Consider the following 25,997-nt stretch of genomic DNA (forward strand, 5'->3'; position numbering starts at 1 on the left):
ACGTTTAAAAAACCTGAATATCTTTTCACTATATATCATGGCAGCACCAAAGCGGAAGTACGAGTCGCGATTCAAGCCGTGGATCGTGCATCAGGGTCAGCCAATTCTGGGCACGGGCCGGGCACAACTGCTCCGTGATATTCAGGAGCTGCAGTCCATTCGCAAAGCTGCAGATAAGCTCGAAATGCCCTACCGGTCCGCGTGGGAGCATATCCGGAAGATCGAGGACGCTATCGGGACGCCCGTGGTGAAGACACACCGGGGGGGTGCGCAGGGCGGTGGCGGTTCTGAGCTGACCGAAGAGGGCAAGCAACTCTTACACGAATACGATCGCTACGAGCGGTATTTAGAGGGGCTTTCGGCCGATGAAGAGCTCTGGGAAGCGCTCCAGTTCAAGGTCAGTGCACGGAACAAACTCTCCGGTGTGGTGAAACGGGTCACGATCGGCGAACTCGCCGCTTCTATACGTATCGAAATCGAGACGCCAGCAGTGCTCAAAGCACTGATCACGAAGGAGGCCGTGGACGAGCTCGATATAGACATCGGCGACGAGGTGGAAGCGGTGATCAAAGCCACCGAAGTCATGATCGCCAGGGACTGACGAACGAAAGAACGAACGCGCACCGTTAGTCTATCTAGTTACTCGTTCACCTCGAAGCCCTCGACGCTGAGTTCCCCACCTTCCTTCTCCATCAACTGCTCCACCTTGTATTCCGCCTCATCCAGCTGCTTGTTGCAGAGCTTGCAGAGCTCCATACCTTCCTGGAACATCTTCAGCGATGCGTCCAGTGAGAGATTGCCCGCGCCCAGCGCCTCCACTATCGCCTCCAGACGCTTCAGCGCGGCTTCAAATGCGATCGCTTCGCCTGCTTCCTTTTTTACCATTTCCACACTCTCCTTACCACGCGTGCACGCTTGGTTCCGCTGGACTGCTGCACCCTCGCGGTTCCAGCCGTGCCGCCTGCAAAAGCCGGCGCGTGGGTGATACCAACCAAAGAAACGATTGATACGGTAAAGACCTTCATGCGTGCCGCACCCACCATAACGTTTAATACATCTCCCTTCGGATAGTAATAAACGTACCGATGGGGCTGATTGGTCTCCGGTTAGATAAACAGAGCCAGGAATCATGCCGGTGAAAGAGTTAGAGCGGATAAAAAACGAGCATGTGATCCACCTGAAGGGTGTGCTCCAATCCACAGACGGCGGGAAGACCTGGGTCGTCGTCAAGCAGGACGCTGTCGTGAATACCTCGGGCCAGCCACTCTCCGTTAACCTGCAAGGCCTCGTGCTCAAGCGCGCTAAGAGAAATAAACGATATTCCGTGGATAAGTACGACCCGCTAAAAGATCTGGCTGAGCATTCCGATGCAACTGATACAGAAGCGATGACACAATTACTCAGTCACTGGTATGACTCGCAAGAGTGAGTCACAAACTCGTTATGGTGGTTCTGGCGCCTTTGTGCGCTTCTTACTCTTCACGTCCGAGACCGCCTCACCGTCCGCAAAGAGGATCTTGAGCGCATCACCCACCGCAAGCTCATCTACGCTCCGTACGAGCGTCCCCTCGGGCACTTTCGTGCAGATGCTGTAGCCACGGTCGAGGATCGCTAGCGGGCTCAAGGCCTCTAATCTGCCTGCAAATGCCAGCACGCTCTTACGGTGCAGGCTCGTGAGGTGCCGCAGCTCCGCTACCATCGCCCGCTTCAGCTCATCGATCGTCTGCCGGTGCTGATTGATCCGCTCTTTCGGCGTGCGGAACAGGAGATTCTTCTCCGTCGCCTCCAGCCGCTTTCGATAGAACTCGAGCCCTTTATAAACGTTCTGCCGCAGCTGCAACTCCAGCGACCGCAAATTACGCGCCAGCTCCTTTGCATCCGGGACGACGATTTCGGCTGCTTCCGACGGCGTTGCCGCGCGCTTGTCCGCGACGAAATCCGCGATGGTGAAGTCCGTCTCATGCCCTACTGCGGAGATGACAGGAATTTTCGATGCGAAGATCGCACGTGCCACGCACTCTTCGTTAAAGGCCCACAACTCTTCCAGTGAGCCGCCGCCGCGGCCCACAATGAGCACGTCGATACGCTCCCGGTCCATACTGCACCGGTTCATCATACGGATCGCATGCGCGATCTGAAGCGATGCACCCTCGCCCTGCACCGCTACGGGCGCCAGCAGGATATGAACGTGCGGGAACCGCTTCTTCGTTACCTTCAGCATATCACGAACAGCCGCGCCACTGGGTGAGGTGACCAGCCCGATGCGGCGCGGGAAACTGGGTATCGGCTTCTTGTACGCAGGATCGAACAGCCCCTCCGCTTTCAGCCGCTTCTTGAGCTGCTCAAATGCCAGATACAGCGCCCCCAAACCCGCCTCCTGGAGTTCCGTCACAGACAACTGATACTTACCACGTTTCTCATACACGCTTATCCGACCGCGGGCAATCACACTCATCCCGTCTTCCAATCCGAACTTCAGGCCGCGGCTATTATCCTTGAACATGACACACGGGATCTCAGCATATTCATCCTTGAGCGTGAAGTACTGGTGGCCGGAGGTCGGCTGGCTGAGATTCGAGAGCTCACCCTTTACATAAATATCGCGCAGCTCCTTGTCGTCTTCCAGAATATGGCGTATCCGGCCCGTAATCTCCTGGACCGTGTAGATTCGCGGTTCCTTCACACCGCCCACCGAGTTCACCTTCTCGTCCACTTCCAGTACCCGCTCGAGCACGCGAGCGTTCTCCGGATGACAGACCGCTTGAGGCTTATCGTCACGCGTATACAGGAAATCCAGCAGGTTACCACTTACCTTGTGAGGCTTTGCCATCTATTCGCTATCCCACCAGGCTCTTCACATACAGATCTTCATAGATCGGCCCTCTGGGCGTGAGGGTGCTCTTCTTCAATTTCAACGAGTCTACTCGCATCGGTCCCAGGTCCGTCGCACGCAACTCCGTGATCTTCAACAAGACCCGGCTGAGCTCGCTCTTTGACCTGAACGGCTTCTTAACACGGCACAGGGTCACGTGCGCACTGAACCGCTGCTCAGGTGGAAAGCCCAGCGCGTGCATTGCCACCTCCACGCCCGTCTGCAATGATTTCATCTGCGCTCCGCCCTCTTCTATACCCACCCAGATCACCCGGATAGTTCGTGCCTTCTCAGGGGCCGCTTGCGGAAAGAACCCCACACCACGGAGCTGGATCTCAAACGGTTCATGCTGAATCGTGGCCAGTGCCTCTTTTATCCGCTCAATCGCCTCATCCGGCACCTCACCGAGGAATTTGATCGTTTGGTGCGCCTGCTTCGGATCAACAAATTTGAGCGTGCCCTCTTGCAGCCCCTGCGATCCCAGTTCCTGCTGCAGTGTCTCGATTTGTGTCCTTATCTCGTCTGAGAGATCAACAGCAATAAAAGTTCTCATGTCCTCGATACCTCATTATTAAAACCCGTTAGGTAAAGGATATTTTCGCTACTTCTGGTCACGCGTCACGACCAAGGAGCCGCTTGAGCTTCGAAACTCTGGAATTCGAACGCTGCCTTCGCTCGTCCTCTCGCTCCTGGTAGGTGCGAATCGCTCGCAGGAGGTCTAACCGCCGAAACTCCGGCCAGAACGGCGCGCAGAAGTATGCCGTGCACTCGTTACCCAGCGCTTGCCAGGGTACGAAATTGCTGATCCGCAGCTCGCCGCCCGTGCGAATGATCAGATCCACCGGTGTCTTCGCGCCCGAACTCGCAGCATCGGCCTCTCCCTCTATCTGGCTGATATACAGATGCCGGGCGATCGTCTCTTCATCGATCTCCTCAGGCGCCAGGAGCCCGCGCTTCACAAGGTGCGCTAATATCCGCATTGCATCCACGATCTCCATACGGCCGCTATAAGCCACGGCCACGAACAGTTTGAACTTAGTATACCGCTCCGTCGACGCTTCTGCACGCCGTATCGCCGCGATCACTGATTCTGGCAGCAAACCAATGTTCCCGATCACGCGCATATGCACCTCGTTCTTGTGGAACCGCTCGTCCACGCAGATCTTATCAAATTCCGTCCGCATGAGCTCGAAAAGCTTCTCCAGCTCATCTTCTGTACGTGAAAAGTTCTCGATTGAGAAGGCGTAGAGCGTGAGTTGCTTCACACCGCACTCAAAGCACCACTCGATCACCCGTTCAGTGATGCCCGCGCCGTAGTCATAGCCTTCATCCGTCGAGAGCCCAAGCTTGCGCGCATACCGGCGGTTGCCATCCATGATGATCGCGACATGCTCAGGGAGCTTCCGCGCGGCTATCTCATCCTTCAGCCGTTTCTCGTATGCTCGGTATGCACGCCCACGTGCCCAGCCAACAATGTTCAAAGCGCGTCGTATCGCACCGCTCTTGATACGTTCGCCACCGTTCCGCATCGCTTCGATCGCCATCGTCATGCACCTGCCTGACCTACGAAATCCCGCACTTGTACCCGCATCGAGCTCAGGTCTACGACCGTTGCACAGCCGGGAACTGGCGTGATGTCGCGCTTCTTCTGGTACGGCGTCTGCGCCTGCCAGGTACCGGAATTGATGAGCAGCACGTTCCGGTATCTGAACTGCCCTACTGTATGCGTATGCCCGCAGTGAAAGATATCAGGGACGTAATCGATAACGCCGTAATCATGATCCTGGGGCGCAATGGCGAGGGAATTGCCGTAGATCGGCGCGAGATGACGACGCTTCAGCATCTCCACCATCGCATCCGCGGGCTTACTATACGTCAGCCGCGGGATCGCGTTCACCAGGTCGTCGTACGATTGCCCGTGATAGACGAGCACCCGGCGCCCGCCAAGTTGAATATACGCGGGACTGCTCACAAAGCTCGTCGTGGCCGGGAACAATGTTCTGATGTACTCGGGCAACGGCGGCTGCGGCTCCGCACCACGTACCGCATCATGGTTGCCCGGTGAGATAATAACGTGCAGATGCGCCGGCAACTGGTGGAAATACCTCGCCGCCACACGATATTGCTCCTCGATGTCCGTGATCATCAAATCTTCCTCCTGGCCCGGATACACGCCGATGCCATCTACCACATCGCCCGCGACCACAAGATACGGGATGTGCTGGTCTGCGGTTTCCGTCTTCAGCCATTCGACGAACCGATCCCACGCCTCTTCCAGGAAGGATGTGCTTCCCACATGCATATCAGAGATGAATACAGCATGGATACTTTTATTCCTTTCCTCGTGCTCCGCCGTCGACGGGAGCGAGGCTTGTAATGCCGAGTTCGGCAGCGGCACATCGGGGTAGAAGATCTTACGCCCGATAAAATAACCACTGGTAGCCAGGAAACCCGTAACACCGATGACCTCGTCGAGCATGAGCTCCTCCCGGGGCGATACGATTACCGGTACGCTTCCGGTAGGATCTTCCAAATCCACGCGCAGATTGCCCTTCTCCGTTTTCCGGATCGCCGATACCATGCCCACCAGGGTGAGATCCTCGGTACTCTCCCTCCCGGTCTTCAAGAACCGTATCTGTGTGCATTTCAGCCGTTTCTTGAGTATCGCGCTCAGCCGCTCATACCGGTCCATGAAGTGCGGGAGGAAAGTCTTGTGCTCGCCAACTGCGCACTGCTCGGGATACGAACGTAGTATGACGGGCGCTTCCGTGTGCAATTCCGCGGGCAGCTCCTCCTCGACCTGCTTCCCGTTATGTTCGATAAAAGCAGAGACATGGACGGGCGAGATGACGCATATCGAAGCGTCAACCGATCTCGTTACCTCTTGCGCGATCGTCTCGAGGTCGAAGTGCCAGCTCCCTTTGGCGTTCAGTCTACAGCGGGTGAGCAACGCCAGGGCTTCAGGATGTATCTGGAACCCGCAGTCTGCAAACCGCCTCACAATATCGAGTTCGTGCACACACACCCGTTCATACGGTTTTACAACCATTCCTTCAGTTTCGCTTCAAAATGAGGCTTGGGCATCGCGCCCTGGATAACATCGACCGGCTCGCCATTCTTAAAGATGAAGAGAGTCGGTATTGCCATGATCGCATATTCCGTGGCGATGCGCGGATTCTCATCCACATTCAGCTTACCGAAGACCACCTTGCCGGCGTACTCCTTCGCTAATTGCTCCAGGATCGGTGCAACCATCCGGCACGGGCCACACCAGGGTGCCCAGCAATCCACGACCACCAAAGGATGCTGCTTTACAAACGCGACGAATGTCCTGTCGGTTATTTCAACCGGATGGTCAATGACCGCTTGAGCCTGAGCTCCGCCCTCCTTCGTCGTCTTCAGCTGCTCTTCCAACTCCCGCATCTTATTCGCCCGTATACGCTCGATCTCCTGATTCTCATCGCCCCTCGCCGCGCTTACACGTTCTTTTTCTTCTCCCATGGTCTTCCCCCTTACTGTTCTTAGTGGTTACCGATTTCATTTAAAGAGCGGGGTCGTTGATAAGCTTTGTGCATAAAATGTACCGTATTGTGGTTTCCTTATTACGGTCATCGCCATCATCGTGAAAAGGGCTACCGCAGGGACCGTGCAATACGGCGTGGTTGTTGCCCCTTGTTTGCCATAGAGCTCATGCTTTGCAGTGCTGCGAGGTCACTCTACTCTTCGAAAGGGGCACGTATCTATAGGATAGTATCGTATTTAAAGACCCGCAGCAAGCACGATTTTAGGGGTGGGCGATAAACTGATGCGTTCGCAGTTAGTTACTCGCTTCGGGAGTATGATACGGCTTTGAGAATGCGCGCTCGACCAGGGGCCGGTGAATCGCATTGTACGAGCAGAACGGAATGATCCGGCCGTCCGGTGTGGCGTAATGGATGCCGCAGCGCTTGACACGGTCCATATCGTAGTTATAAGGGTCCATGAAGTGCATAGCGCCGATGAAGAGCGCTTGCCGGTGGAATTCGGCAACCGCCTCACGTGTGCCGATGCCCAAAATATTAGCGAGCAATTTCAGGGGTTCGAATCCCTCGGGTGCCTCATCCTTGTCAACGAATTTCCGTAAGGCTTGGAAGAGCCCTGCCGTTGCCCTGAGCTTCCTAATTCGCCCCCGCGAGGTCTCCTCCGCGTTCTCTTTCAGGAACTCCATGAAGCCCTCAACATCCATGAAGTCCGTAATAGGCACGAATTTGCCGTCCACCACGAATACGTAGGTCGCCGCGCCACAGTGCGGATGCACGGTGAATTCGACCTGCGGCACCTGCTTCCAGGCTTCCACGAAATGGGAGACCGGTAGGACGAACGGGACAGGATAGAAGCTCTCTGCCGGTATCTCGCCGTTGGTCTGCTCTTCCAGCAGTCGTATGAAATCAGGGATTGTTATTCTCAGCCGCTTACGCTCTGCATCATCCACACGACCCTCGAATGCGATCGGCTGCACGTTCACCCCCTTTATGATATGCAGTTTCGTTGCCGCGAACCGCATTATAGCACCGATCTGGTCGTCATTAACGCCCCGGGCAAGGGTGGGCACGAGCACAACGCTCTTGATCTCGCCTGCCCAGCAGTTATCGATCGCCTGCAGCTTTGTCTTCAACGCCGGTATGCCCCGTAATTTCTCGTACGGCGCGTCGGTAACGCCATCAAACTGCAAATAGACGGTATGCAAGCCTGCTTCCTTTAACGCATGGCAGAACTCGACGCTCTTGGACATGGCGATGCCGTTCGTCGCCACCTGAATATGCGAGAAGCCGAGCTCTCGTGCCTTCCGCACGATCTCCACGAAATTCTCACGCACTGTGGGCTCGCCACCCGCGAACTGGATCGCGGGACACGGCGGTACCTCACTCCTGAGCAGCTTCATCATCGCCACCAGCTGCTCCATCGTCGGCTCATACAGATACCCGGCAACCGCAGCATTCGCGAAACAGGTCGGACAGTGCTGGTTACAGCGGTTCGTGAGATCGATGAGTGCGAGCATCGTCGAACTCCTGTGCTCCGGGCAGAGCCCGCAATCGAAGGGGCAGCCCTTCTCCAGCATTGTAGTCTGGATACCCGCATCGCTCTCATCGGCCTCGAAGTGCCAGTTCTCGAACTTGTGATAAAGATCAGCGTCGGACCAGTAGACATCATCGAACTCGCCATGCTCCGGGCAGCGTTTCTTCATCAGGATCTTGCCGTCCTGCTCAAAAACCACCGCATCAATGACCTTGAGGCACTGCGGACAGAGCGATTTCGTCTTTTTGGGCTCCATGCATGAGTCACCGATCCACGAACGAGAGTTTATAAAAGAAGTGCGGTTATTGGTATATAAATCTACCCGGAGGGCGAGTGAAGAACGGCAATGGTAACCGCGATAGAAGCCATAACACGTATAAAAAGCGGTGAAATCTCTTGCGAAGCGCTCATAGCAGAGATTTACGAGCGAATCGAGCGGAGCAAGCTGAACTGTTACATTACCCTCACCAGAGAGGGCGCACTCGAAGAAGCACGTGAAGTTGATAAACGGCGTGCAGAACCGGATTTCCAGCGCAAAAAGTTGCTCGGTGTGCCCATTGCCATCAAGGACAGTATCTCCACGGCCGGTATTCAAACCACGTGCGCGTCGCGAATTCTGACGGGGTACGTTCCGCCCTACGACGCGACCGTAATCGAGGCGTTGAAGCACGAAGGCGCGATCATCCTTGGGAAGACGAATATGGACGAGTTCTGCATGGGCACGTCCACGGAAACGAGCTATTACGGGCCCACGAAGAACCCGTATGACCTCACGCGAGTGCCAGGTGGCTCGTCGGGCGGGAGCGCCGCGGCCGTTGCCGCTGGTGAGACGATCCTCGCGCTCGGATCTGATACCGGTGGCTCGATTCGGTGTCCCGCATCGTTCTGCGGGACCGTCGGTCTGAAGCCCACTTACGGGTCCGTATCACGCTACGGGCTCATTGCCTATGCGAATTCGCTGGAGCAGATCGGGCCGATAGCTACGACCGTGAAGGATACCGCACTGCTCCTGGACGTGATAGCAGCCCGGGATTGGCGGGACAGCACCCAGCTGAAACTCAAAACGGAAGGTGCTGCATCGAACTACCACTGCTCCTGGCTCAACGAAGCGGGTACTGAACCTGGAGCGGCGGTCACCGGGCTGCGAATCGGCGTGCCCCGTGAGTTCTTCGAGGGCTGCGACCCTGAGGTCGCACGTGCAGTATGGAACGCGATTCACCGACTTGAGGAACTCGGGGCGACCTACGAGGAGCTCAGCATGCGGAGCATGAAGTACGCGCTCGCTGCGTACTACGTCATCGCGATGTCCGAGGCGTCCTCGAATCTCGCACGGTTTGACGGGCTCCGGTACGGGCTTCGGGAGGGCAAGGACGAGGACTGGCACACGACCTTCTCGCGGATACGGGGCGACGGGTTTGGCGAGGAGGTGAAACGACGGATCATCCTCGGCACCTACGCGCTCTCCGCGGGCTACTACGGTAAATATTACCTTAAGGCGTTGAAGGTGCGGACACTGATCAAACACGAATTCGAGGGGGCGTTGAAGACGCACGATATCCTCGCGATGCCCACGATGCCGTTCGTCGCCTTTAAGCTCGGCGAACGGATACAGGATCCGCTCTCATTGTATCTCGCCGACGTGAATACCGTCTCGATCAACCTGGCGGGTGTGCCCTCACTCTCGATTCCCTGTGGATCCTCAAATAACATGCCGATCGGGCTGCAGCTCGTGGGACGGCATTTCGAGGAAGATCTGATATTGCGGGTGGCCGGAGCATATGAGCAGAGCGGCTCGTAAAACAGGATCTCGCTGGCAAGCCGAACATTCGATGAGCTAACTAAATGCGAGAGGTGTAGCAAATCCCCCGAGAGTACTCCCTGAAGAAAGCCCCAATCCCCGGCGTGAACTCGATCTCTTCGGTTCTGAGCACCTCATACCCTTTATCGACCGATTCCCGAACCTGTTTCCCCAGGCTGCACGATCGCAACTCACTTCTGAGCAAGCTGACCGCATCGGTATACCGTCGCGCCACCTCCACCACGTATCTGCCGTCCTCGATAAATAGCCGGTGCGATTGCCGGTACTGTTCCTTGAACTTCGCCGCATGATAGGCCGACGTAACGGGCGGCCCGATATGCTTCTTTATCCGCGGGAGCTCCCACACCAGCAGCTCGAAGAGCAGAAACGCTTTATCGCCCTCGGCGTATACATCGCTCCGGTAGATCTGGAATCCGTGCCGCACCATCAAAGTGATAATTGACGTTTCTGCCTTACGCAACTGCGGGAAGAGAATGTCCTCAACCACATCGGGTGCCTCGAAAACGACCAGCACGAGTTCCGTACCGCGTTCCCGCATGGTTCTCGTGAATTCTGCATCGCTCATCGGCTCGTCCCTGCGGACTTGGAAGAACTCCGGGCCCGGTTCCGCTAGGAATTCACGCGCCGCATCAATCAACCGTGAGAAGGAATACTCCGAGACCGCAGCCGCAACGTTACGCTTGGGATCGACCGGGTCGATCACGATGAGCGGATCGTGCCCTTCACCTTTATACGTGCCTTTTCCTTCAAGATCGATTCGTTCGCCATAGTGCCACTGGGCAGCGTTCTTCAATAGCTCGACAAAGGATGAATAGTGCAGGATCAGCAGCTCGCAGAGGTAACCGGCGAAGCCGCGACGACGGAGTTCTGAACCGTAAATGCCAAGGCAGGTCAGGAATTGCTTGAGCAGTAGTACTTCATCCTCGATTCCTCCGATTCGCTCCGTCACATACCGAGTATGGAACGGGGTGCGGTCCACCGCGGACTTCAACCGCGACACATCCTTGACGGCGAAGCAGGGCACCAGGTCCGCCTCGTGCTCCTGCCGGGTCGCAGGATCATAAAAATACGCGTGAATGTATGGATGCGCCGCGTATCGCTCCTCATAACGATCGGCCACGCTCCTGGCGAGCGCGAGGCCCTGCTCCTTCAACTCTTCCTCTGAGTGGGTCGTGGGGAACAGGATGAAGATGTCAATGTCCGCGTTGCCGTGCAGCCAGGTATTTCGTGCGGTCGATCCGACAGAGAGCGCACGTGCTTCCAGACCCAGCTCCGCGGCACGCGCATTAAGCAGCGTGATGATGCGCTGGACGAGTGTCTTCACGCGGTGGCGCTCATCATCCGTAGGTCTCAGCCGCTCTAGGGCCGCTGCGCAGATCCCCCGTATCGTTTCATCCTTCGTCATCTCGAACAATGAACCGGCTGAGCCTGTAGCCGCCCCCCTCAGGGAACAAGTTGGTGCTCAGCATAGTTAAGTATTCTTTCGCTGCGCAGTGCGGCAGCGGGGAGGCGACCAGCAGGCTTAAGAGCCGTGAAGATCATTCTCAATCTCATGGACGATTTCGTTACCTGGAAGAACATGGCGTTCCTCACCGATCTCTACCAGCTCACCATGTGTGCCGCGTATTTCGAAGAGGGGCGTGATGAACGTGCCTCATTCGAGTTGTTCATACGCGATATGCCCCCGCGCCGCTCGTACCTCGTGGCCGCAGGGCTGGAGAGCGTACTCGACTATCTCGAGCATGCACGATTCCCCCCGGAGGCCCTCGAGTATCTCCAGGCGAAGCGGCTCTTCACCGAACAGTTCCTCGAGTACCTCGCCAGGTTCCGCTTCACCGGCACGCTCCACGCGATCCCCGAAGGAACTCTCGTCTTCCCGAACGAGCCGTTACTCAGGGTGACCGCGCCGATCATTGAGGCACAACTGGCGGAGACCTATTTGCTGAACGCGGTTAATTTCCCGACGATGGTCGCTTCGAAAGCCGCGCGTATTGTGTATGCCGCGGAGGGCAAGCAGGTCGTTGATTTCTCGCTGCGGCGGACGCACGGGACCGACGCGGGTATGAAGGTCGCCCGCGCTTCGTACCTCGCTGGCTGCGCGGGTACCTCGAACGTCCTTGCGGGCATGAAGTACCGCATTCCGATCTATGGCACAATGGCGCATTCCTACATAATGTTCCACGAACGCGAACAGGACGCATTCGAGGCGTATGCGCGCGTCTTCCCGGGAAGCACGATCCTGCTCATCGATACCTACGATACGGTTGAAGGTGCACGGCGCTCAGTGCCCGTGGCGAAGGCGCTCGAGCTGCAGGGGAAACAGCTGCACGGTGTGCGACTGGATAGCGGCGATTTAGCCGCGCTCAGCAGAGCGGTGCGAGCGTTACTGGACCAGAACGGGCTCGAGTACGTCCAGATCATGGCGAGCGGTAATCTCGACGAGTTTAAGATCGAGCAGTTGCGTGCGCAGGGAGCGCCTATTGATAGCTTCGGCGTGGGTACCGCGATGGGAACCTCGCAGGACGCACCGGTCGTGAACGTGAATTACAAACTGGTGGAGGTCGAAGGGCCCGCGGGAGAATATCGACCCGTAATGAAGCTGAGTGCCGGGAAGATAACACTCCCCGGCCCGAAACAGGTCTACCGGGTACTGAAGAAGGGCGAATATGCCTACGACCTGATTGCGCTCTCTACCGAGGAGCTGGAGAAGATGGAAGAGCCGGCGACCACACTACTCGCGCAGTACATGGTCAGGGGGCGAGTGCTACGACGGGAGTCACTGGAAACGATCCGGAACCGGGTGGCGGAGAACCTTCTGCGGCTTCCCGCGCGCTACAAGAAGCTCACACCCGCGAAGTATCCCGTTAAGATCAGCCCCCTGCTCGCCGCGCTCTCACAGGAGCTGACCACGGCATATACCCCGGGCGCTTGAGCTGATACCTTACAGCTCAGGATGAGTGATGCCCGGCCAGCGGTTCAGCGGCTCGGTTGACCGGACGATGTGCATACCTGCGTCGGCGAACCGCTGGAAGGCCGCGTTCGCATCAGCCGTGTAGTCCATCACCCCCGGGATGACGACTGCCGAGGTGCAGTCCTCCAGCAGGTAAACATTCTCCGCTAATTTCTGATCACGTCCATGAATGCCTTCCAGAAGATCCGCAATGGTCCAGGCGACGCAGTGACTCTTGGCCTGGCCGGCGATAATGACCGCATCGAACTTTAGCAGCTCATCGATGAACTGGACATCTTTTGCCGCGATCACCTTACGGTTCTGGTCCTCCATCACTTCCGGGCCAAGAACCGAATAGTGCTCGGTAAAGGGGTTATCACCTTTCACACGGAAGTTCGGTTGACTGTATCGCGCGATGCTGTGGAAGAAGATCGCCTCATCCACCGCAGGGACAAGCGCATGGCCAATACTCCCCAGCATCACGTGGAAGGGCCAAATGGTGAGCTCATATTTGCCGCCTGCTCGCAAAGTCCGGGTATAATGCAGGAGGTACTGCCGGGCGTAGCGCTCGCCAATCCCGAGGCTGAGCCCGAGCGCCGGGTTGAACTTCCATCGACCGGTCGCCACATCATCCTCGGAGATGAGCGTGTAGGGTTCAGGGTGCTCGCCTCGTTCGTTGACCCAGAAGACGGTGTGGAAGATCTGTACCGCCTGGTGCGTGTCCATCGTCGGCGAGACCCGGGTGATCAACCCCAGGTTCCGGTAGATGAATTCGCACAATCGCCGGTTATCATCGACTGCGCCCGTTCCCGAACGTCCGGCGACGAATAACTCGAAGGCCGGTATGCAGAAAGTATTTTGCACATCGACCACCACGAGGCAGATTTTGTACCTGTCCGCGGCCGCAGGGGGTAGCTTATAGCGTTTCGCCCACTGCTCCGCTTCCCGGGCACGCACCTGATAGGGCACTTGCCAGACCTCACCTACGGTCGCGGGATCATAGTGCGGTGGAATCGGGAGTTCACGGCGCGCCATCTTCCTGTTTCTCTCACTGTGCCCTAGTCTTTTAGGCGAGAAAAAGAATTGAGTATCTAGTATCACCGTAGAGCCACCGTACTGCTACGCAGGGAAGTGAACGGAGTAGAATGCTCGAGTTTGAGCTGCGACATAAGGACTTGATGGGACGGATCGGTAGGCTGCAAACACCGCATGGCGCCGTGGAAACGCCCACCATACTACCGGTGATAAACCCCAACATTCCGACGATCGCGCCCCGGGACATGCGGAAGTACGGCGCGGAGATGCTCATTACCAATGCATACATCATCTACCGTAACGCCGGGTTGCACGAAGAAGCGGTCAAACACGGCCTCCATGCGCTCTTAGACTGTGATCTGCCCGTCATGACCGATTCGGGCTCCTACCAGCTCTACGAATATCAGGACGTCGAGGTGAGCAACCGTGAGACACTGGAATTTCAGCAGCTTATCGGGTCGGACGTCTGTGTACCGCTCGATATTCCCACACCGACTGATGCGCTGCACGCACACGCAAAATCAGATTTAGAAGAGACCATAAGACGGCTGCGCGAAGCACGGAGGATTTTCCAGGGCACGGACCAGCTGCTCGCGGGAGTCGTGCAAGGTGCGACTTTCCTCGATCTGCGTGAAGAGAGCGCGCGCGAAGCTGCGGCGCTGGGCTTCGACCTCTATGCCATCGGCGGTGTCGTGCCCTTGCTGGAATCGTACGCGTTTGGCACGATCGCGAACATCATCGTGGCCGCGAAACAGCAGTTACCGCTGGATGCACCGGTTCATCTCTTCGGCGCAGGACATCCCATTATCTTCCCGCTCGCCGTCGCGCTGGGCTGCGACCTCTTCGATTCCGCGGCCTATGTGCTTTACGCAAAAGGCAGACGGTACATAACGGCAGACGGCACGCGGAAGGTAGATGCGCTGCAGCACCTGCCCTGCTCGTGCCCCGTTTGCTCCGCATATACCATCCGCGAGCTTCAGGAAGCGGTTGATCTGCTCGCGGCACATAATCTCTGGGTTACCTTCGAGGAGATGCGGATCGTGAAGCAGAGCATCGTGGAGCGGAACCTCTGGGAGCTCTGTGAGCGCCGTTGCCGCGCGTACCCCGCGTTACTCAACGGACTGCTCCGGATGACCAGCTATGCCGAACTGATCGAGCGCTACGATCCGGGGACAAAGCACCCGTTCTTTTACCTCAGCGCATGCTCCGCACGCAGACCTGAGGTGCTGCGGTACGCAAGCCGGCTGAACCGATTCACGGTCTCCGGCACGGTTTTGATCACTACGGCGTCAACACCGCGGAACACCACAGGCGCGTTTGATCACGTCTTCTTCGTGAAACCGCCGTTCGGCCCGTATCCCGTAGAATTGGCGGAAAGCTATCCCGTGGGGCAGGCGGAGCTACCCCAGACCGTGGACGACGAAGCCAGGGCGGTCGCCTTGCAGAACGTGCTCAAACTGCTCAAGCTTAACCGAGAGGTGAAGTTCGTCTTCTGGTGCGATCGAGCGTGGGAGGGACAGCCCTTGATTGACGAGATCCGGAAGTATGCGGAGGTGCACGTTGTGGAATGAAACAGGACGCAGAAGCGATAACCGATCGTGATAACGCGCTCTTTGAAGCGGGCATCAAGCTCGGCGCGCTCTACCACCAGTTCATCGGCACGCCGGTGAGCGTGGAGACCGCGGAATCGCTGGAAAACGCGATCGCGCAGTGCGTATCGCTACAGCCCTGGGTCCGTGCCGTAACCGCTAAGATCGATCGCGCAAAGGTCCGAGCTCGTGCGAACGAGTTCGGATACGGCGAGTTGCGGGGCGAGATGCTGGACGTGACCGTTGTGGTTCGGTATAAGACGGTTGAGGCGCGTGTGCGCGTGAACTACGATAAGGAGCGGGATTATCCCCTGATGCGTATTGAAGCGGTAAGCCGTCTGGACAGATAGCGGAAGAAGTTTTCGATGAGGTCGAGCGCCTCGGGGAGTAACACGAAGACCGCGTAGGCTACAACGATGAGCGAGATCATGACGTAGAATCGTGCAATGATTCCGTGGCTGATATCGAAGCTCAGAAGCGGCGGCCCGAACCACGAGCCGAAGTACGACGCGGTGACAAAGACGTTCCGCACGATGTTCAGCACGTAGATGGTGGGAACGGAGGCGAGGAAGGCTTTGAGCTTGCGGTTCCGCGGTGCCCTTACCCCGAGGGTCAGGCCAGCGAAGAGCACCATGCTCTGAATGGCCGTACAGGCCAGAATGATCTCTATCGGCTTGTAAACGGCGTGGAACATGCTGGCTGTGGTGTAGATGCTGGAGGGGTAGACCATGTACACGCTCACGCCGAGCATCGCGAGCACCGTGACGGTGATCCGCGTGGTGAGGGCAATGATGAGCGTCTCAAGTGCGGGAACGGCAACGAACGGAAAGTAAAGGGCCGCAGTGATCAGCGCGATTTTGGTTACCGTGAAGTGCAGCGCCGCTTCCTCACGGTCGCCTGGCGATGCCGGTTTGAGCATGAGCGCCGCGAAGAGCAGCGTAAAGGCGAGGAAAATAAAAGCGATCGCAGCGTCAAAGTACTCTGCCTTCTCAAGGAGATAGTACGAGAGTTCAGAGGCGCAGTACACCGAGAAGACGAGCCAGCCCAGCGCACCGACCACGCGCTTCTTGAAAAGCAGCGCTAGTACGAAGAGCCCGATGGCGATGAACGGGATACTGGCCAGGGAGATCATGTGCTGCAGAGCTGATTACAGACGGTTCAAAGCGGCTTTGATCAAGCCCACCGTCCCGGTCATCATCATGTCACCCCCCGGTGCGGCAAAGACGCCCAGACCCGCCATTCTCCGGCGGTTTGGTCCCGTTACTGAAATAATCTCTGGCTGATTCGCGCCGCGCACTACTGCACCGTGCCCGCCGTCATCGAAGACTTCCTGGAACGTTAGCGTGCCGTCGCACAGTCTGGAAAGGCAGGTCTCGAGTTTCGGCTTATCCAGCAGGTGCGTATGGTGCTCAAAGACCCCGGCTATCTGACCCTCGGTGAGGGAGATCGCGATGGTATGTGCGTTGCCGACATTGACACAGACCACCCGGCTCTTGTCTTTTACCTGTTCGTCCTCGAGCGCGCCGAGCACCGCCGCAGGCCCGGTGTCCATCAGGAGGATGTGCCCCTCATACCAGCGTCTCAGCGACCGATAGAGCGACTGCATGCGGCTCAGATTCTCCGGTACGCCATCGAGGTACGCAAAAGACTCCAGCCCCCCGCCCACGTTCTCCTCGATCATCTGAAACCTGTGCTCCCGATCAGTAAGACCCGCGGGTGCGACCCCGTGATCCTGCACCGCGATCGCGATGACATCGAAATTGGTATCGATGCCAAAGGACGCAAGGGTAGCGAGGAGTTGGAGATTGAAATCGGTTATTTTTATCGGCGCGGCCGTCTCGCTCAATTCCTCGATCTCCTGTTCGCCCGATATGAGCTCAACGCCATATGCACGGACGCTCTCCAGATCGTCTCGCAGTGTCCGTGCTGCATCCTCGGTCATGTACACCTTATAATCTCTGAGATGATCGAGCACGGCGCGTGTAAAGGGTCCACCACCCATCGTATCACCAAAGATGACCACGTCTTCCTGAGACTTCCGAACTTCTTCAGCCAGGATACGGGTGGGTGACGGGAGCACGAGCTTGTACGCGCTCTCAAAATCCCTCGTGAGGTCAGTGTCAAAGACCATTATATCCTGTGTGCCCACGCCTATATCCAGTGCGAAAATATTCATGGCATTCGTCTCCCTTTTATCTCACCGGCAATATTCTCTTGCATCTTCTGTCGTACAGACGCCATATCCTGCGTCTGGCCGAGCACCCACATCAGCTTCACCAACGCCGTCTCGGGCAGCATGTCCTCAGCCTCTATGATGCCCGCAGTGAGCAGATCACGGCCGGTATCATAGACCCTATCACAGATAGTGCCATATAAACATTGAGAGGTCATTACAACTGGAATGCCGCGCTCCACCGCGCTTCTGATGCCCGGGATCCATTCCGCGGAGACGTGCCCTAACCCGGTACCCTCAACAACGAGGCCTTTGTACCCGTGCCCGACGAAATACTCGAGCACCCCGGGATCTTCACCCGGAAAGAACTTGATCAGCGCACAGCGCGCCTCAAGCGCGTCTCTGAGCACTAATTCACGCTCGCCACGACGTACATAAGACGCCGGGATGGCCTCGATCTGCACCGTTGCCACATCGCTGGTGCTATACCGTACCCGGCCAATGGGCTCGTCATTGATCGATCGGAATGCAGTACGGGCTGAGGTGTGCATCTTCCGCACCTTCGTGCCGCGGTGTATGAAACAGAAATCGTCGGAGGTGCTCCCGTGCATCACGACCACCACCTCCGCAATATCGCTCGTGGCCACCTTCGCCGCGCAGATCGCGTTCATCGAGGCATCACTGGACGGGCGGTCAGAACTGCGCTGTGAGCCCACGAGCACAATTGGCACGGGCGTCTGGACCATGAATGCCAGTGCTGCCGCGGTATAGCCCATGGTATCGGTCCCATGGGTCACGATGATACCGTCCGCGCCGTTCTGTATCTCAGCGTAGACCTCAGCAGCGAGTCGCTGCCAGTACGCGGCTCGCATGTTCTCGCTCAGTATGCTGTACACGACCTTGCCGGTAATGGTGGCGATCTGCCCCAGCTCCGGAATCGCCTCGAGGATGTCCGCAGTGGTGAATTGCGGCGAAACGGCACCGGTTCGGTAATCGACCTTCGAGGCGATCGTGCCGCCCGTCGAGAGGATTGAAAGCTTGGGCAAGTGCCCGGTTCTTTGCGCTTCTGGCGCTTCGACTGCGCCATGTTCCCGAAGGACGCCTGCCCTGCTGACCAGCTTGATCTCAACGTTCTGAGGCCGAATACCGATGTTATAACCGCTGTCAAGCTTGAGGACGATGTTCTTCGATGCCGTGGGCATGAACACACCCTCGTAGACGGCGGTGCCGGAATCGGTATCTTTTCGTACCCGTATGCGATCGCCTTCTTCAACCTCAGCGTCCTGCATCAAAAGACCATCTAGATTGAGAGGATATAAGGGTTACAGAGCACGGCACGGCCCGTAGTCAACTCGATGAAGACGAGCAAGCACTGGTTCGGGCCGGATCGAGGAGTACCCTCATTCAGCCAAGAAATCCGCGTGTCCGGGGGCGACCTGAAGTGATCCTCAATACCGGCATGCGTGAACCAAAAAATAAAAAAGGGGGATTAGCCGTATTGATTCGTTCTCCCCTCTTCGGTATGCTTTTTTAATCCACAGCCTGCATGATGTCCTCGGCCTTTACGGTCTTCCGACCGGCATGCTTCGCGAGTGTCACGGCCTTCTTCGCGATCTTCGCGCCGTAATCCTCGAGCAGCCGCGTCATCTCCTCCGCGGCCTCTTCGCTCACTCGCTCGGCTCCGGCGTTCTTAACCAACCTGGTTACAGGTGCTTTTGGTAATATAGCCATTTTTATCACTGATACTGGGTACTCGGTGGGTATATATAAGCTTTTTGGTTGTTTGACCACCCGACCGGGCTTAATCCGATGAAGGGCGCGTTAGCTCGTGCCGAATCCGGGGAGACCATATACCGCTAGCTCAACGTGCGAAAATCCGCGTTCGATCCTGAAGCAGAAGAGGTGTGCGCATCACGAGAGGTTATATCCTAGCTTGATGAATAGTAGACTGGAAGGAGGATGCAAATGAGCGCTCAGCAACCGAAGGTGAAGAAGGAGAAGATCAATATCTTCAAGATCGGCAAATTGTGGTGCTTCAAGCACTTCTTCGGCGAGCCTGAGATCTTCAAAGAGCTGGCTGAGTATTACCATCGCGAGACCTACCGGTTCGAGTTCGAGAACGTTAGTGAACGGGATAAAGTAATCGCGTATCTGGAGGAGCGGGGGTTCGAGCCCGTTCCGATCGAGGACACCGCCGCGTATACGGTGAAGATCGATCGGTTCAAGAAATACGCGCCGATTCTCAAGAATTCCGTTCATTCGGAGGATCGCGCGAAGGAGCGGATATTCGTGATGAAGGATCTCGCCGCGGTCGAGGAAGCGATCGCGAAGGGCGCGCAAAGAGTGAAGTGACGCACACACGTGACGTGAACGAGCCGCGGTCGGGTGATCACTGAATCCGCATGACCACAGAGGTGCAGGATGAGCTGCAGAAAGACCGGTTCAGAGCCAACCTTCTCTGCTACACGCGGCGCGCGTTCCGGATGCTGCCCGCATATAATCAGCCCGCTATTCTGGATATCGGCTGCGGCACGGGTGTGCCGACGATGGAGCTCGCGCGGGTGAGTAACGGAACTATAATAGGACTGGATATCAATCAGCCTGCACTGGACGATCTACAGCGGAAGATCGAAGCAGCAAACTTCTCAGATCGGGTGAAGGCCGTAAACTGCTCGCTATTCGAGCTGGAGTTCCCGGACGAGAGCTTCGATATCATCTGGGCCGAGGGCTCGATCGCGGTTGTTGGCTTTGAACACGGTCTGGCCGCGTGGCGGCGACTGCTCAAGTCCCGCGGGTTCCTTGTCGTTCATGATGAGCTCGGTGACGTGGAGACGAAACTGAACCGTATCACCAAAAGCGGCTATGAGCTGCTCGGGCATTTTTACGTCTCTGCCAGTGAGTGGTGGCGTACCTATTACGAGCCGTTAGAGATGCGGATAGCAGAGCTGCGTGCGAACTATAGCGAAGACGTAAAGGCGCTCGCTGTGCTTGAGCAGGAGTATCGCGAAGTAGCGCTGTTCAAAAAGAATCCTGAACGATGCGCTTCTGTCTTCTTCGTGATGCAGAAACAATGAGGAAAGCTCAGGTACTGTTGAGTATGAACAACAATCTCAAACGGCGAGCGTATTGGATTCCACAATCTCGACCAGTTCACGCTGAAGATCCCGCAAAGCGGGGGGATAATCCTAAAAGGGAAGGAGCACCTTATTATGTTATGGGGGAGGTGCAATGGCCAGCGACGAAAGCAGGCCCCGTCTGAAAAGACTGAGACGGGTATGCGAGACTATTGACGAGAAGTTTGCAAAGATCTCGGATCTCGAAGGGGTTGTTCGTGCCCGCCTTGCCAGATTGTACAAGAACAAGCCCGTTTTGACACTTATCCTCGCCATCCTCTTCTTCGTTGCCATTGCCCTCTTTGATGCCGCGGTGCACGTTGGGGTACACGAATGGTACTATCAATATCATGAGTCTCCGGAGCTGGGATCGGACACTGAAAGTGAGCAGATAACGCCAACGCAGATCCGCCATCTGCTGACCCACGAGGATGGCGGGTACGTCCGTATCTGGGAGCCCTGCACGAGCAAGCATGCACCGGATAAGGGCTGGCTGGTCATTGAGAATCCCTATTACCAGTTGAATATCAACCTTGATCACAGCTACTACACGATCTTCGATAAGGTGCAAGACCGGGATATCCTGATCTACAATGATGCCGTTTCGAGCAAGATCGATGTCCTCACGGCCTGCGATTTCGGCTTTGCTGATCATGACGGTGACAATTCACTCCCCTATGCGAGCACGGCGCTTTACGATACTGACGGACTGGAGTACGAATTCGTTTACGAGGACGCGGCCCAGGGCTTTCTGCTGATTGATACCCGCAGCTGGGATACGTATCAGAAGGAGGCGGGGCAGGGCTAGGATGTAGAAGCAGAGGTCATGTTCGGCATCTTCGCCGACAAACCCTACTTCATCAATGCCGTTGAGCTCGTTAATCTCCAGAAGGCGGGATACCGCTATCCAAACGCTATCAAGGATCCGGATGAGATCGTGCAATCCTGGGTCTTGATCGATGCGTATCGCACTACCTGTATGCGCGGTGGGGACAACTCGAATTACGATTTATGGGGCCCGCCGCTGCTCTACAATCTCACCACGATCGCGCGGAGCGAGCGGAAGCCGTGGCACGTTGGTTCTGCCGCGTTCTCGCTGATGTTCCCAAATCATATCCTGCTCGGTGACAGGATTGGTGGCGGTGTGATCTTCTCATTGCCCGAGGGTAGCTTCAGATTCGATGACCGCCTGGGTGTCTACGGCGATCAGGTCGTGGGCGAGTTCATTGTCACTATAGATAAGCCCCAGAATGCGCTAGCGTTCACCGTGAATCCCGTTAACGAACTGCTCTTCTTCTATGACTTCGAGGAATTCAACACCGTTGCAGGATATCCCTATCTGATGCGAACATCCTGTGAACGTTATGGGTTGGAATATCCAGGCGGGACGCTCGATGCACATCAGTGGCAGACAAAGCGCTACGCCTATGTGATCACGCTCGTGGATCAGTGGTATGATGCGGGAAACACCCGGGTTTCCGAAGCGACATGGGCGCTCGCGGATACCAGCCTTGCTGATTTTTATCGCTACGCGAGCAGAATCCACGAAGAGCTCGTGAGAACCGTACCGGTTGCCAGTCACTAGCTCAGAGTGGTTGGTTCCGCATCAACGCCTGCGCCGTCGCGCGACACATACCACGATTATCAAGCAGCCGAGGACAACGTATGCTTCGTATCCGGGAATCGGGAACTCGAACCCCCGCTCCTCTTCCGCAGGTGCTGCTGGTGGCGGCGGGGTAGCAGCCGGTGGTAGTGTCGGTGGTGTGCGTGGACCTGGCGTTGGTTCCGGCGTTAGCATCGGCGTGGGAGGCAACGGCAGTGTCGGATCCAGGGGAAAAGGATCTATACCGTCGTCATAACCATCTTCATCAGTATCGTTACTGTTCTGATCTGTTCCCATGATCAACTCCTGGAGATCGGAAAGCCCATCACCATCAGCATCGAGCGACGCGGGGCTACCACCTCCGCCAACACCTTGCTTCGGGGTGATCGAACCAGAAACCGAGAAGACACTGTAGTGCGAGGTGTTCGCCCAGACGTACTGCTCTTCACGATTGACGCCACCGACTGGCAGCTCCTCCCACGGATTACCGGAACTTGCTTTGCTTTCATTATAAAAATGAAGCGTCAAAGAGCTCTCGTCGAGATCTCTCAGCTCACTCGGGTCGTAGAATACCTTGATCAGCACCCAATCGGTGCTATTCGCTACGTTCTCGCTCACGTTCGCCCATACATAGCCGCCGATACTGTTCGTGAGCTCACGAACGCCCGCTGGCGGCAGAGTAGCGCGTTGCACGTGCATCGACCCGGCGGCATAATCACGCTTAGCGCTGATATCAAAGTCCACCTCCGACTCCGCCGCGGTCACGTAGAGCGTGCGTGCACCCGTGAGTCCCACGAGGTCGCTGTCACGGTAATCTGAGCCGATCATGAGATCAGCAAGCCGCAGGTCAGAATCGATGGTGTAAGTGACGCCCTGTATCGTGACAGAGCCCTCTGAAATATTGCCCGCAGTCACCCTCGCGTTGGTAAGGGTAACCCCGGGAGGCAGGATTGTGCCAACCACCACGCTGTTCGTAATGACCGAGTTGGTGACTGTGGAATCGGTAATGGTGGAGCTAATAATTGCTGATCTATCAATGACAGAACCGCTAATAGAAGAAGTCGCCCCGTCCGCTGAGCACTTAATGATCGCAGAATCGGTGATCGTAGTGGTTGCATCCGGTTCTGGGCCGACGATGCCGCACACGATCGTCCATGTCTCCACGCTGTCCTTCACGGTCGGGTCACTCACCGAGCGCGCTTCGACGGTAGTCCGGTATATGCCCGGTTTGGAATCACCAACGGACAGCGTTATATCGCTCGGATCACGCGACCCTAACGTCACGTTGACGGCGTCCAGGAAGAGAATCTCAGGGTCGTCGCTGCTCGAAACGAGCAACTCAAATTCATCCGGGACATTGCCAAGGTTCTTTACCCTGATATTGTACGTTGCATTTGTTTCGTTCGTGACCGCTTGCAATGATGGCGTTGACGATTCTAAGATAGACATACTGGCACCGTAGAATATATCCTCCTGAACGTAAAAGGTGTCGCTAGGATCTATATTATTTTTATCCGCAGGCGAGTAATAGAGCCATACCTCAGTATAATAGCACGACTCTGCATGGTTGTTTGCTATAGTGTTATTCTCTGAATAATATAAAGACCCACCGAAATAACTTCCTGATATGAAATTATTAAATACCGAATTATAACCTGATTCTAAAAGATAAAAGCCCTCAAAGGTATTGGAATTCAACGAATTATTCGAAAAGGTGTTGTTCTCAGATGCCCATACATAGATACCTGAGAGCCTGTTTTTATCAGCAATGTTGTCCATTACTGTTATGTTCTCGGATTCCAGTAATCCTATGCCCTGCTCATTGCCGGTAACGACGTTCGAGCTTATTGATAGATTGGAAGAAAATGAAGCGCCTATACCAAAATACAGGTTATTTGAGACGATATTGTGCGCTATAGTATTGTCCCCCACACCGAGTAACCAGATACCCTGGAACTGATTGTTGACCATGGTGTTATTCGTTATTGTATTATTGCACGTCCCCCCACGCATGCTTAATCCATATCGGTTACCTGACAATTCGTTCTGTGATACCTTATTATCACCACTCGAATCGAACAGTCCGATACCACTGAAAATGTTGTAGCTTGCCGTGTTGTTTGTGATTGTGTTATTGTTAGTAAAATCAACCAATTCAATTCCATTGTAGCTGTTTTTAGAAATTATATTATTATTTAGATAATTGTTACTCGCCCAGTCCGACAATGAAATGCCAGAATACTTATTTGCCGTGGCGACATTATCTTCGATCGTGTTCCTGCTGCTGGTGCCCATAACGTCAATTCCCGAGTAGCTGTTGTTATACACTATGTTATTCCTGATACTATTGTTGTTATTGGAATGGACCAGGATGATACCGTATCCTGTGTTTGATTTAGCTATATTATTAGTAATTATGTTGTTACTGCTGGTCCCTCTGAGACTAATACCACCGCTAGAATGATTAAAAAGTACGGTATTGTTTGTAAGTATGTTGTTATCGCTCGATTCCAGGTAAATACCCCTTTTAATATTCGATTCTATTTGATTGCCATGTAAAGTGTTTCCCACTGAGTCCACGGCGATGACGCCGTAGTAATTAGAGCTCAGTATATTTTTGATTATGATGTTGTGCGATGAAACCAGGTAAATACCAGCACCATCTGTTTCCACAGCGCCTATCATAGTGAATCCACTGATGGTCACGTGATCAGCAGTAACCGTAACGACGGCAATGCTCGCAGTGGCTGCCTGAATAATGGTACTGGTGGGATCGCCCGTAGAGGATGTGATCGTTAGTGATTTGTTCACCACCACGTTCTCGGTGTAAATCCCCGGATCGACCTCAATTACGTGACTATCAGTTGTATTGGGCGCATCAATCGCTTCCTGAATCGAGGGGAACTCCTCGGACGTGTTGAGATTGTGAACGGGATCCGGCGCGGCAGGTTCCACCGATAATGGCCCTGGGTCCACGACTGCACCCGTCGTTGAGTTTACACGTTCCTGCAGCCCTGCATGCGGTAATACCTCACCGCCAGAGTACGGCGCGACCCCGCAAACCAGGAACAGTACGACGAGTGAGAGACTCAGGATAACCGGTTTGCGCATTTTCAGCTTCATGCCCCCACCTTTTTTCCTCGTTCCTCCTTACAGCGCTCTGAGCGTAGGGATCTTCAGGCCGCTAGAAGGGTAGCTCAGTGAAGCCTCGTAATGATCAAAGTCGAGTAAAAAATACCAACCCGCAGGTCAGAAGTAGCCCGGAATTTTTCATCCTGAAGAGTTGTCGCTCCACAGAAGGAATGTTCATTGCAGATAATATTGGTGGATCGCCTTAAAAAGTTTGCGATTGCGACCCCTTCTTTAGGCGTCATCCCAAAAAGATGGATGAAGAGACGTTCCAATTCGGTGCCCCATCCTAATGATGGACTCACTGCTTTGTTCTGAGGCGCATGCAGTGGAAATGCTACCTATTTAAACATATTTATTCCCGGTATGGGAAAGCCGAAAAGGCGAGTCTCTCCGCGGCTTGCCAATCTTGTGAATCGGGATTTGGACCACCTCATGGCCCTTTCTATCATAAGCGCGGTGGAAAGGGCGAAGCCTCCTTGGGGACCGAATTCAGTCGGACGTCCATGCTGGGACCCCAAGGTGGTGGCGATTTGCCTCTTCATGAAAGTGTTCACCAACCGATCGTACGATGGAATTGAGGCATATCTTAAGACCAATGCCTTCATTGGAAAGCGACTTCAACTCCCGCGCCTGCCAGGTCACAGCGTGATCGCGAG

24 protein-coding genes are annotated in these 25,997 nt (G+C 55.7%); 10 read left to right on the forward strand and 14 right to left on the reverse strand.

The window, feature by feature from the left end:
* Positions 1–37: 37 nt before the first annotated feature.
* A complete protein-coding gene (locus ENN68_05115; protein ID HDS45457.1) occupies positions 38–601 on the forward strand; it encodes a LysR family transcriptional regulator in 564 nt (187 codons plus the stop codon).
* Positions 602–639: 38 nt separating this feature from the next.
* On the opposite strand, the gene xseB is transcribed toward ENN68_05115, so the two are convergent.
* Positions 640–885, reverse strand: coding sequence for an exodeoxyribonuclease VII small subunit (gene xseB / locus ENN68_05120; GenBank protein HDS45458.1), 246 nt, complete (start codon positions 883–885; stop codon positions 640–642).
* Positions 886–1,129: 244 nt separating this feature from the next.
* On the opposite strand from xseB, the gene ENN68_05125 reads away from it, so the two are divergent.
* Positions 1,130–1,429 (forward strand): hypothetical protein, encoded by a 300-nt coding sequence (locus ENN68_05125; GenBank protein ID HDS45459.1) that lies wholly within the window; start codon positions 1,130–1,132, stop codon positions 1,427–1,429.
* Between the two features lie 12 nt (positions 1,430–1,441).
* Here the strand turns inward: ENN68_05125 and ENN68_05130 are convergent, their stop codons facing one another.
* The 6 genes from ENN68_05130 to ENN68_05155 form a co-directional block, all read right to left on the reverse strand.
* Entirely contained in the window at positions 1,442–2,830 is a 1,389-nt protein-coding gene (locus ENN68_05130) for an exodeoxyribonuclease VII large subunit (GenBank protein ID HDS45460.1), read from the reverse strand.
* A 7-nt stretch (positions 2,831–2,837) separates the two neighbouring features.
* Positions 2,838–3,425 (reverse strand): RNA 2',3'-cyclic phosphodiesterase, encoded by a 588-nt coding sequence (gene thpR / locus ENN68_05135; GenBank protein HDS45461.1) that lies wholly within the window; start codon positions 3,423–3,425, stop codon positions 2,838–2,840.
* Between the two features lie 58 nt (positions 3,426–3,483).
* Positions 3,484–4,401: a di-trans,poly-cis-decaprenylcistransferase gene (gene uppS / locus ENN68_05140; GenBank protein HDS45462.1), complete on the reverse strand. Its 918-nt coding sequence runs from the start codon at positions 4,399–4,401 to the stop codon at positions 3,484–3,486.
* Positions 4,402–4,418: 17 nt separating this feature from the next.
* Positions 4,419–5,921: a DNA-directed DNA polymerase II small subunit gene (locus ENN68_05145; protein HDS45463.1), complete on the reverse strand. Its 1,503-nt coding sequence runs from the start codon at positions 5,919–5,921 to the stop codon at positions 4,419–4,421.
* Positions 5,912–6,232, reverse strand: a complete 321-nt coding sequence (gene trxA, locus ENN68_05150) for a thioredoxin (GenBank protein HDS45464.1) — start codon at positions 6,230–6,232, stop codon at positions 5,912–5,914. The genes ENN68_05145 and trxA overlap by 10 nt, the downstream gene beginning before the upstream one ends.
* Positions 6,233–6,689: 457 nt before the next feature.
* A complete protein-coding gene (locus ENN68_05155) occupies positions 6,690–8,183 on the reverse strand; it encodes a radical SAM protein (GenBank protein ID HDS45465.1) in 1,494 nt (497 codons plus the stop codon).
* A gap of 90 nt (positions 8,184–8,273) precedes the next feature.
* On the opposite strand from ENN68_05155, the gene gatA reads away from it, so the two are divergent.
* Positions 8,274–9,725 (forward strand): Asp-tRNA(Asn)/Glu-tRNA(Gln) amidotransferase subunit GatA, encoded by a 1,452-nt coding sequence (gatA, locus tag ENN68_05160; protein ID HDS45466.1) that lies wholly within the window; start codon positions 8,274–8,276, stop codon positions 9,723–9,725.
* 40 nt (positions 9,726–9,765) lie between these two features.
* On the opposite strand, the gene cca is transcribed toward gatA, so the two are convergent.
* Positions 9,766–11,151, reverse strand: a complete 1,386-nt coding sequence (cca, locus tag ENN68_05165; GenBank protein ID HDS45467.1) for a CCA tRNA nucleotidyltransferase — start codon at positions 11,149–11,151, stop codon at positions 9,766–9,768.
* A gap of 147 nt (positions 11,152–11,298) precedes the next feature.
* Between cca and ENN68_05170 the strand changes: the two genes are divergently transcribed.
* Positions 11,299–12,678 carry a nicotinate phosphoribosyltransferase gene (locus tag ENN68_05170; GenBank protein ID HDS45468.1) on the forward strand — a complete coding sequence of 460 codons (1,380 nt, stop codon included), beginning with the start codon at positions 11,299–11,301 and terminating at the stop codon, positions 12,676–12,678.
* Between the two features lie 9 nt (positions 12,679–12,687).
* Here the strand turns inward: ENN68_05170 and ENN68_05175 are convergent, their stop codons facing one another.
* On the reverse strand, positions 12,688–13,731 hold the full coding sequence (locus ENN68_05175) for an isochorismatase (GenBank protein ID HDS45469.1): 1,044 nt from the start codon (positions 13,729–13,731) through the stop codon (positions 12,688–12,690).
* A 110-nt stretch (positions 13,732–13,841) separates the two neighbouring features.
* On the opposite strand from ENN68_05175, the gene tgtA reads away from it, so the two are divergent.
* Positions 13,842–15,302 carry a tRNA guanosine(15) transglycosylase TgtA gene (gene tgtA, locus ENN68_05180; GenBank protein ID HDS45470.1) on the forward strand — a complete coding sequence of 487 codons (1,461 nt, stop codon included), beginning with the start codon at positions 13,842–13,844 and terminating at the stop codon, positions 15,300–15,302.
* The gene (locus ENN68_05185; protein HDS45471.1) at positions 15,299–15,670 is read left to right on the forward strand and encodes a hypothetical protein; all 372 of its coding nucleotides are present in this window, start codon (positions 15,299–15,301) and stop codon (positions 15,668–15,670) included. The genes tgtA and ENN68_05185 overlap by 4 nt, the downstream gene beginning before the upstream one ends.
* Here ENN68_05185 and artA read toward each other — a convergent pair.
* The 4 genes from artA to ENN68_05205 all read right to left on the reverse strand — a co-directional run bounded on the left by artA (position 15,625) and on the right by ENN68_05205 (position 19,224).
* Complete coding sequence (gene artA, locus ENN68_05190; protein HDS45472.1) at positions 15,625–16,452, reverse strand: archaeosortase A; 828 nt, start codon at positions 16,450–16,452, stop codon at positions 15,625–15,627. The genes ENN68_05185 and artA overlap by 46 nt on opposite strands.
* 15 nt (positions 16,453–16,467) lie before the next feature.
* On the reverse strand, positions 16,468–17,496 hold the full coding sequence (locus ENN68_05195) for a hypothetical protein (protein ID HDS45473.1): 1,029 nt from the start codon (positions 17,494–17,496) through the stop codon (positions 16,468–16,470).
* The gene (gene gatD / locus ENN68_05200) at positions 17,493–18,782 is read right to left on the reverse strand and encodes a Glu-tRNA(Gln) amidotransferase subunit GatD (protein ID HDS45474.1); all 1,290 of its coding nucleotides are present in this window, start codon (positions 18,780–18,782) and stop codon (positions 17,493–17,495) included. The genes ENN68_05195 and gatD overlap by 4 nt, the downstream gene beginning before the upstream one ends.
* Positions 18,783–19,023: 241 nt before the next feature.
* The gene (locus tag ENN68_05205) at positions 19,024–19,224 is read right to left on the reverse strand and encodes a histone family protein (GenBank protein HDS45475.1); all 201 of its coding nucleotides are present in this window, start codon (positions 19,222–19,224) and stop codon (positions 19,024–19,026) included.
* Positions 19,225–19,458: 234 nt separating this feature from the next.
* On the opposite strand from ENN68_05205, the gene ENN68_05210 reads away from it, so the two are divergent.
* From ENN68_05210 to ENN68_05225, 4 genes are all read left to right on the forward strand, one after another.
* On the forward strand, positions 19,459–19,845 hold the full coding sequence (locus tag ENN68_05210) for a hypothetical protein (GenBank protein HDS45476.1): 387 nt from the start codon (positions 19,459–19,461) through the stop codon (positions 19,843–19,845).
* 50 nt (positions 19,846–19,895) lie between these two features.
* The gene (locus ENN68_05215; protein HDS45477.1) at positions 19,896–20,567 is read left to right on the forward strand and encodes a class I SAM-dependent methyltransferase; all 672 of its coding nucleotides are present in this window, start codon (positions 19,896–19,898) and stop codon (positions 20,565–20,567) included.
* Between the two features lie 154 nt (positions 20,568–20,721).
* Positions 20,722–21,414, forward strand: coding sequence for a hypothetical protein (locus ENN68_05220; protein ID HDS45478.1), 693 nt, complete (start codon positions 20,722–20,724; stop codon positions 21,412–21,414).
* 18 nt (positions 21,415–21,432) lie between these two features.
* Positions 21,433–22,191: a hypothetical protein gene (locus ENN68_05225; protein HDS45479.1), complete on the forward strand. Its 759-nt coding sequence runs from the start codon at positions 21,433–21,435 to the stop codon at positions 22,189–22,191.
* A 21-nt stretch (positions 22,192–22,212) separates the two neighbouring features.
* On the opposite strand, the gene ENN68_05230 is transcribed toward ENN68_05225, so the two are convergent.
* Positions 22,213–25,332 carry a hypothetical protein gene (locus tag ENN68_05230; GenBank protein ID HDS45480.1) on the reverse strand — a complete coding sequence of 1,040 codons (3,120 nt, stop codon included), beginning with the start codon at positions 25,330–25,332 and terminating at the stop codon, positions 22,213–22,215.
* Positions 25,333–25,997 lie beyond the last annotated feature (665 nt).

It is taken from the genome of Methanomicrobia archaeon (genome assembly GCA_011049045.1).
Taxonomy (GTDB): Archaea; Halobacteriota; Syntropharchaeia; order Alkanophagales; family Methanospirareceae; genus JACGMN01.

Coding starts and splice junctions, on each gene's coding strand:
- ENN68_05115 (HDS45457.1), top strand. CDS start 38: ATGGCAGCACCAAAGCGGAAGTACGAGTCGCGATTCAAGCCGTGGATC.
- ENN68_05125 (HDS45459.1), top strand. CDS start 1,130: ATGCCGGTGAAAGAGTTAGAGCGGATAAAAAACGAGCATGTGATCCAC.
- tgtA (HDS45470.1), top strand. CDS start 13,842: ATGCTCGAGTTTGAGCTGCGACATAAGGACTTGATGGGACGGATCGGT.
- ENN68_05170 (HDS45468.1), top strand. CDS start 11,299: ATGGACGATTTCGTTACCTGGAAGAACATGGCGTTCCTCACCGATCTC.
- ENN68_05205 (HDS45475.1), bottom strand. CDS start 19,224: ATGGCTATATTACCAAAAGCACCTGTAACCAGGTTGGTTAAGAACGCC.
- ENN68_05230 (HDS45480.1), bottom strand. CDS start 25,332: ATGAAGCTGAAAATGCGCAAACCGGTTATCCTGAGTCTCTCACTCGTC.
- ENN68_05155 (HDS45465.1), bottom strand. CDS start 8,183: ATGGAGCCCAAAAAGACGAAATCGCTCTGTCCGCAGTGCCTCAAGGTC.
- xseB (HDS45458.1), bottom strand. CDS start 885: ATGGTAAAAAAGGAAGCAGGCGAAGCGATCGCATTTGAAGCCGCGCTG.
- ENN68_05225 (HDS45479.1), top strand. CDS start 21,433: ATGTTCGGCATCTTCGCCGACAAACCCTACTTCATCAATGCCGTTGAG.
- ENN68_05215 (HDS45477.1), top strand. CDS start 19,896: ATGACCACAGAGGTGCAGGATGAGCTGCAGAAAGACCGGTTCAGAGCC.
- ENN68_05210 (HDS45476.1), top strand. CDS start 19,459: ATGAGCGCTCAGCAACCGAAGGTGAAGAAGGAGAAGATCAATATCTTC.
- ENN68_05185 (HDS45471.1), top strand. CDS start 15,299: ATGAAACAGGACGCAGAAGCGATAACCGATCGTGATAACGCGCTCTTT.
- thpR (HDS45461.1), bottom strand. CDS start 3,425: ATGAGAACTTTTATTGCTGTTGATCTCTCAGACGAGATAAGGACACAA.
- artA (HDS45472.1), bottom strand. CDS start 16,452: ATGATCTCCCTGGCCAGTATCCCGTTCATCGCCATCGGGCTCTTCGTA.
- ENN68_05145 (HDS45463.1), bottom strand. CDS start 5,921: ATGGTTGTAAAACCGTATGAACGGGTGTGTGTGCACGAACTCGATATT.
- ENN68_05195 (HDS45473.1), bottom strand. CDS start 17,496: ATGAATATTTTCGCACTGGATATAGGCGTGGGCACACAGGATATAATG.
- ENN68_05175 (HDS45469.1), bottom strand. CDS start 13,731: ATGGCGCGCCGTGAACTCCCGATTCCACCGCACTATGATCCCGCGACC.
- gatA (HDS45466.1), top strand. CDS start 8,274: ATGGTAACCGCGATAGAAGCCATAACACGTATAAAAAGCGGTGAAATC.
- gatD (HDS45474.1), bottom strand. CDS start 18,782: ATGCAGGACGCTGAGGTTGAAGAAGGCGATCGCATACGGGTACGAAAA.
- cca (HDS45467.1), bottom strand. CDS start 11,151: ATGACGAAGGATGAAACGATACGGGGGATCTGCGCAGCGGCCCTAGAG.
- uppS (HDS45462.1), bottom strand. CDS start 4,401: ATGCGGAACGGTGGCGAACGTATCAAGAGCGGTGCGATACGACGCGCT.
- ENN68_05220 (HDS45478.1), top strand. CDS start 20,722: ATGGCCAGCGACGAAAGCAGGCCCCGTCTGAAAAGACTGAGACGGGTA.
- ENN68_05130 (HDS45460.1), bottom strand. CDS start 2,830: ATGGCAAAGCCTCACAAGGTAAGTGGTAACCTGCTGGATTTCCTGTAT.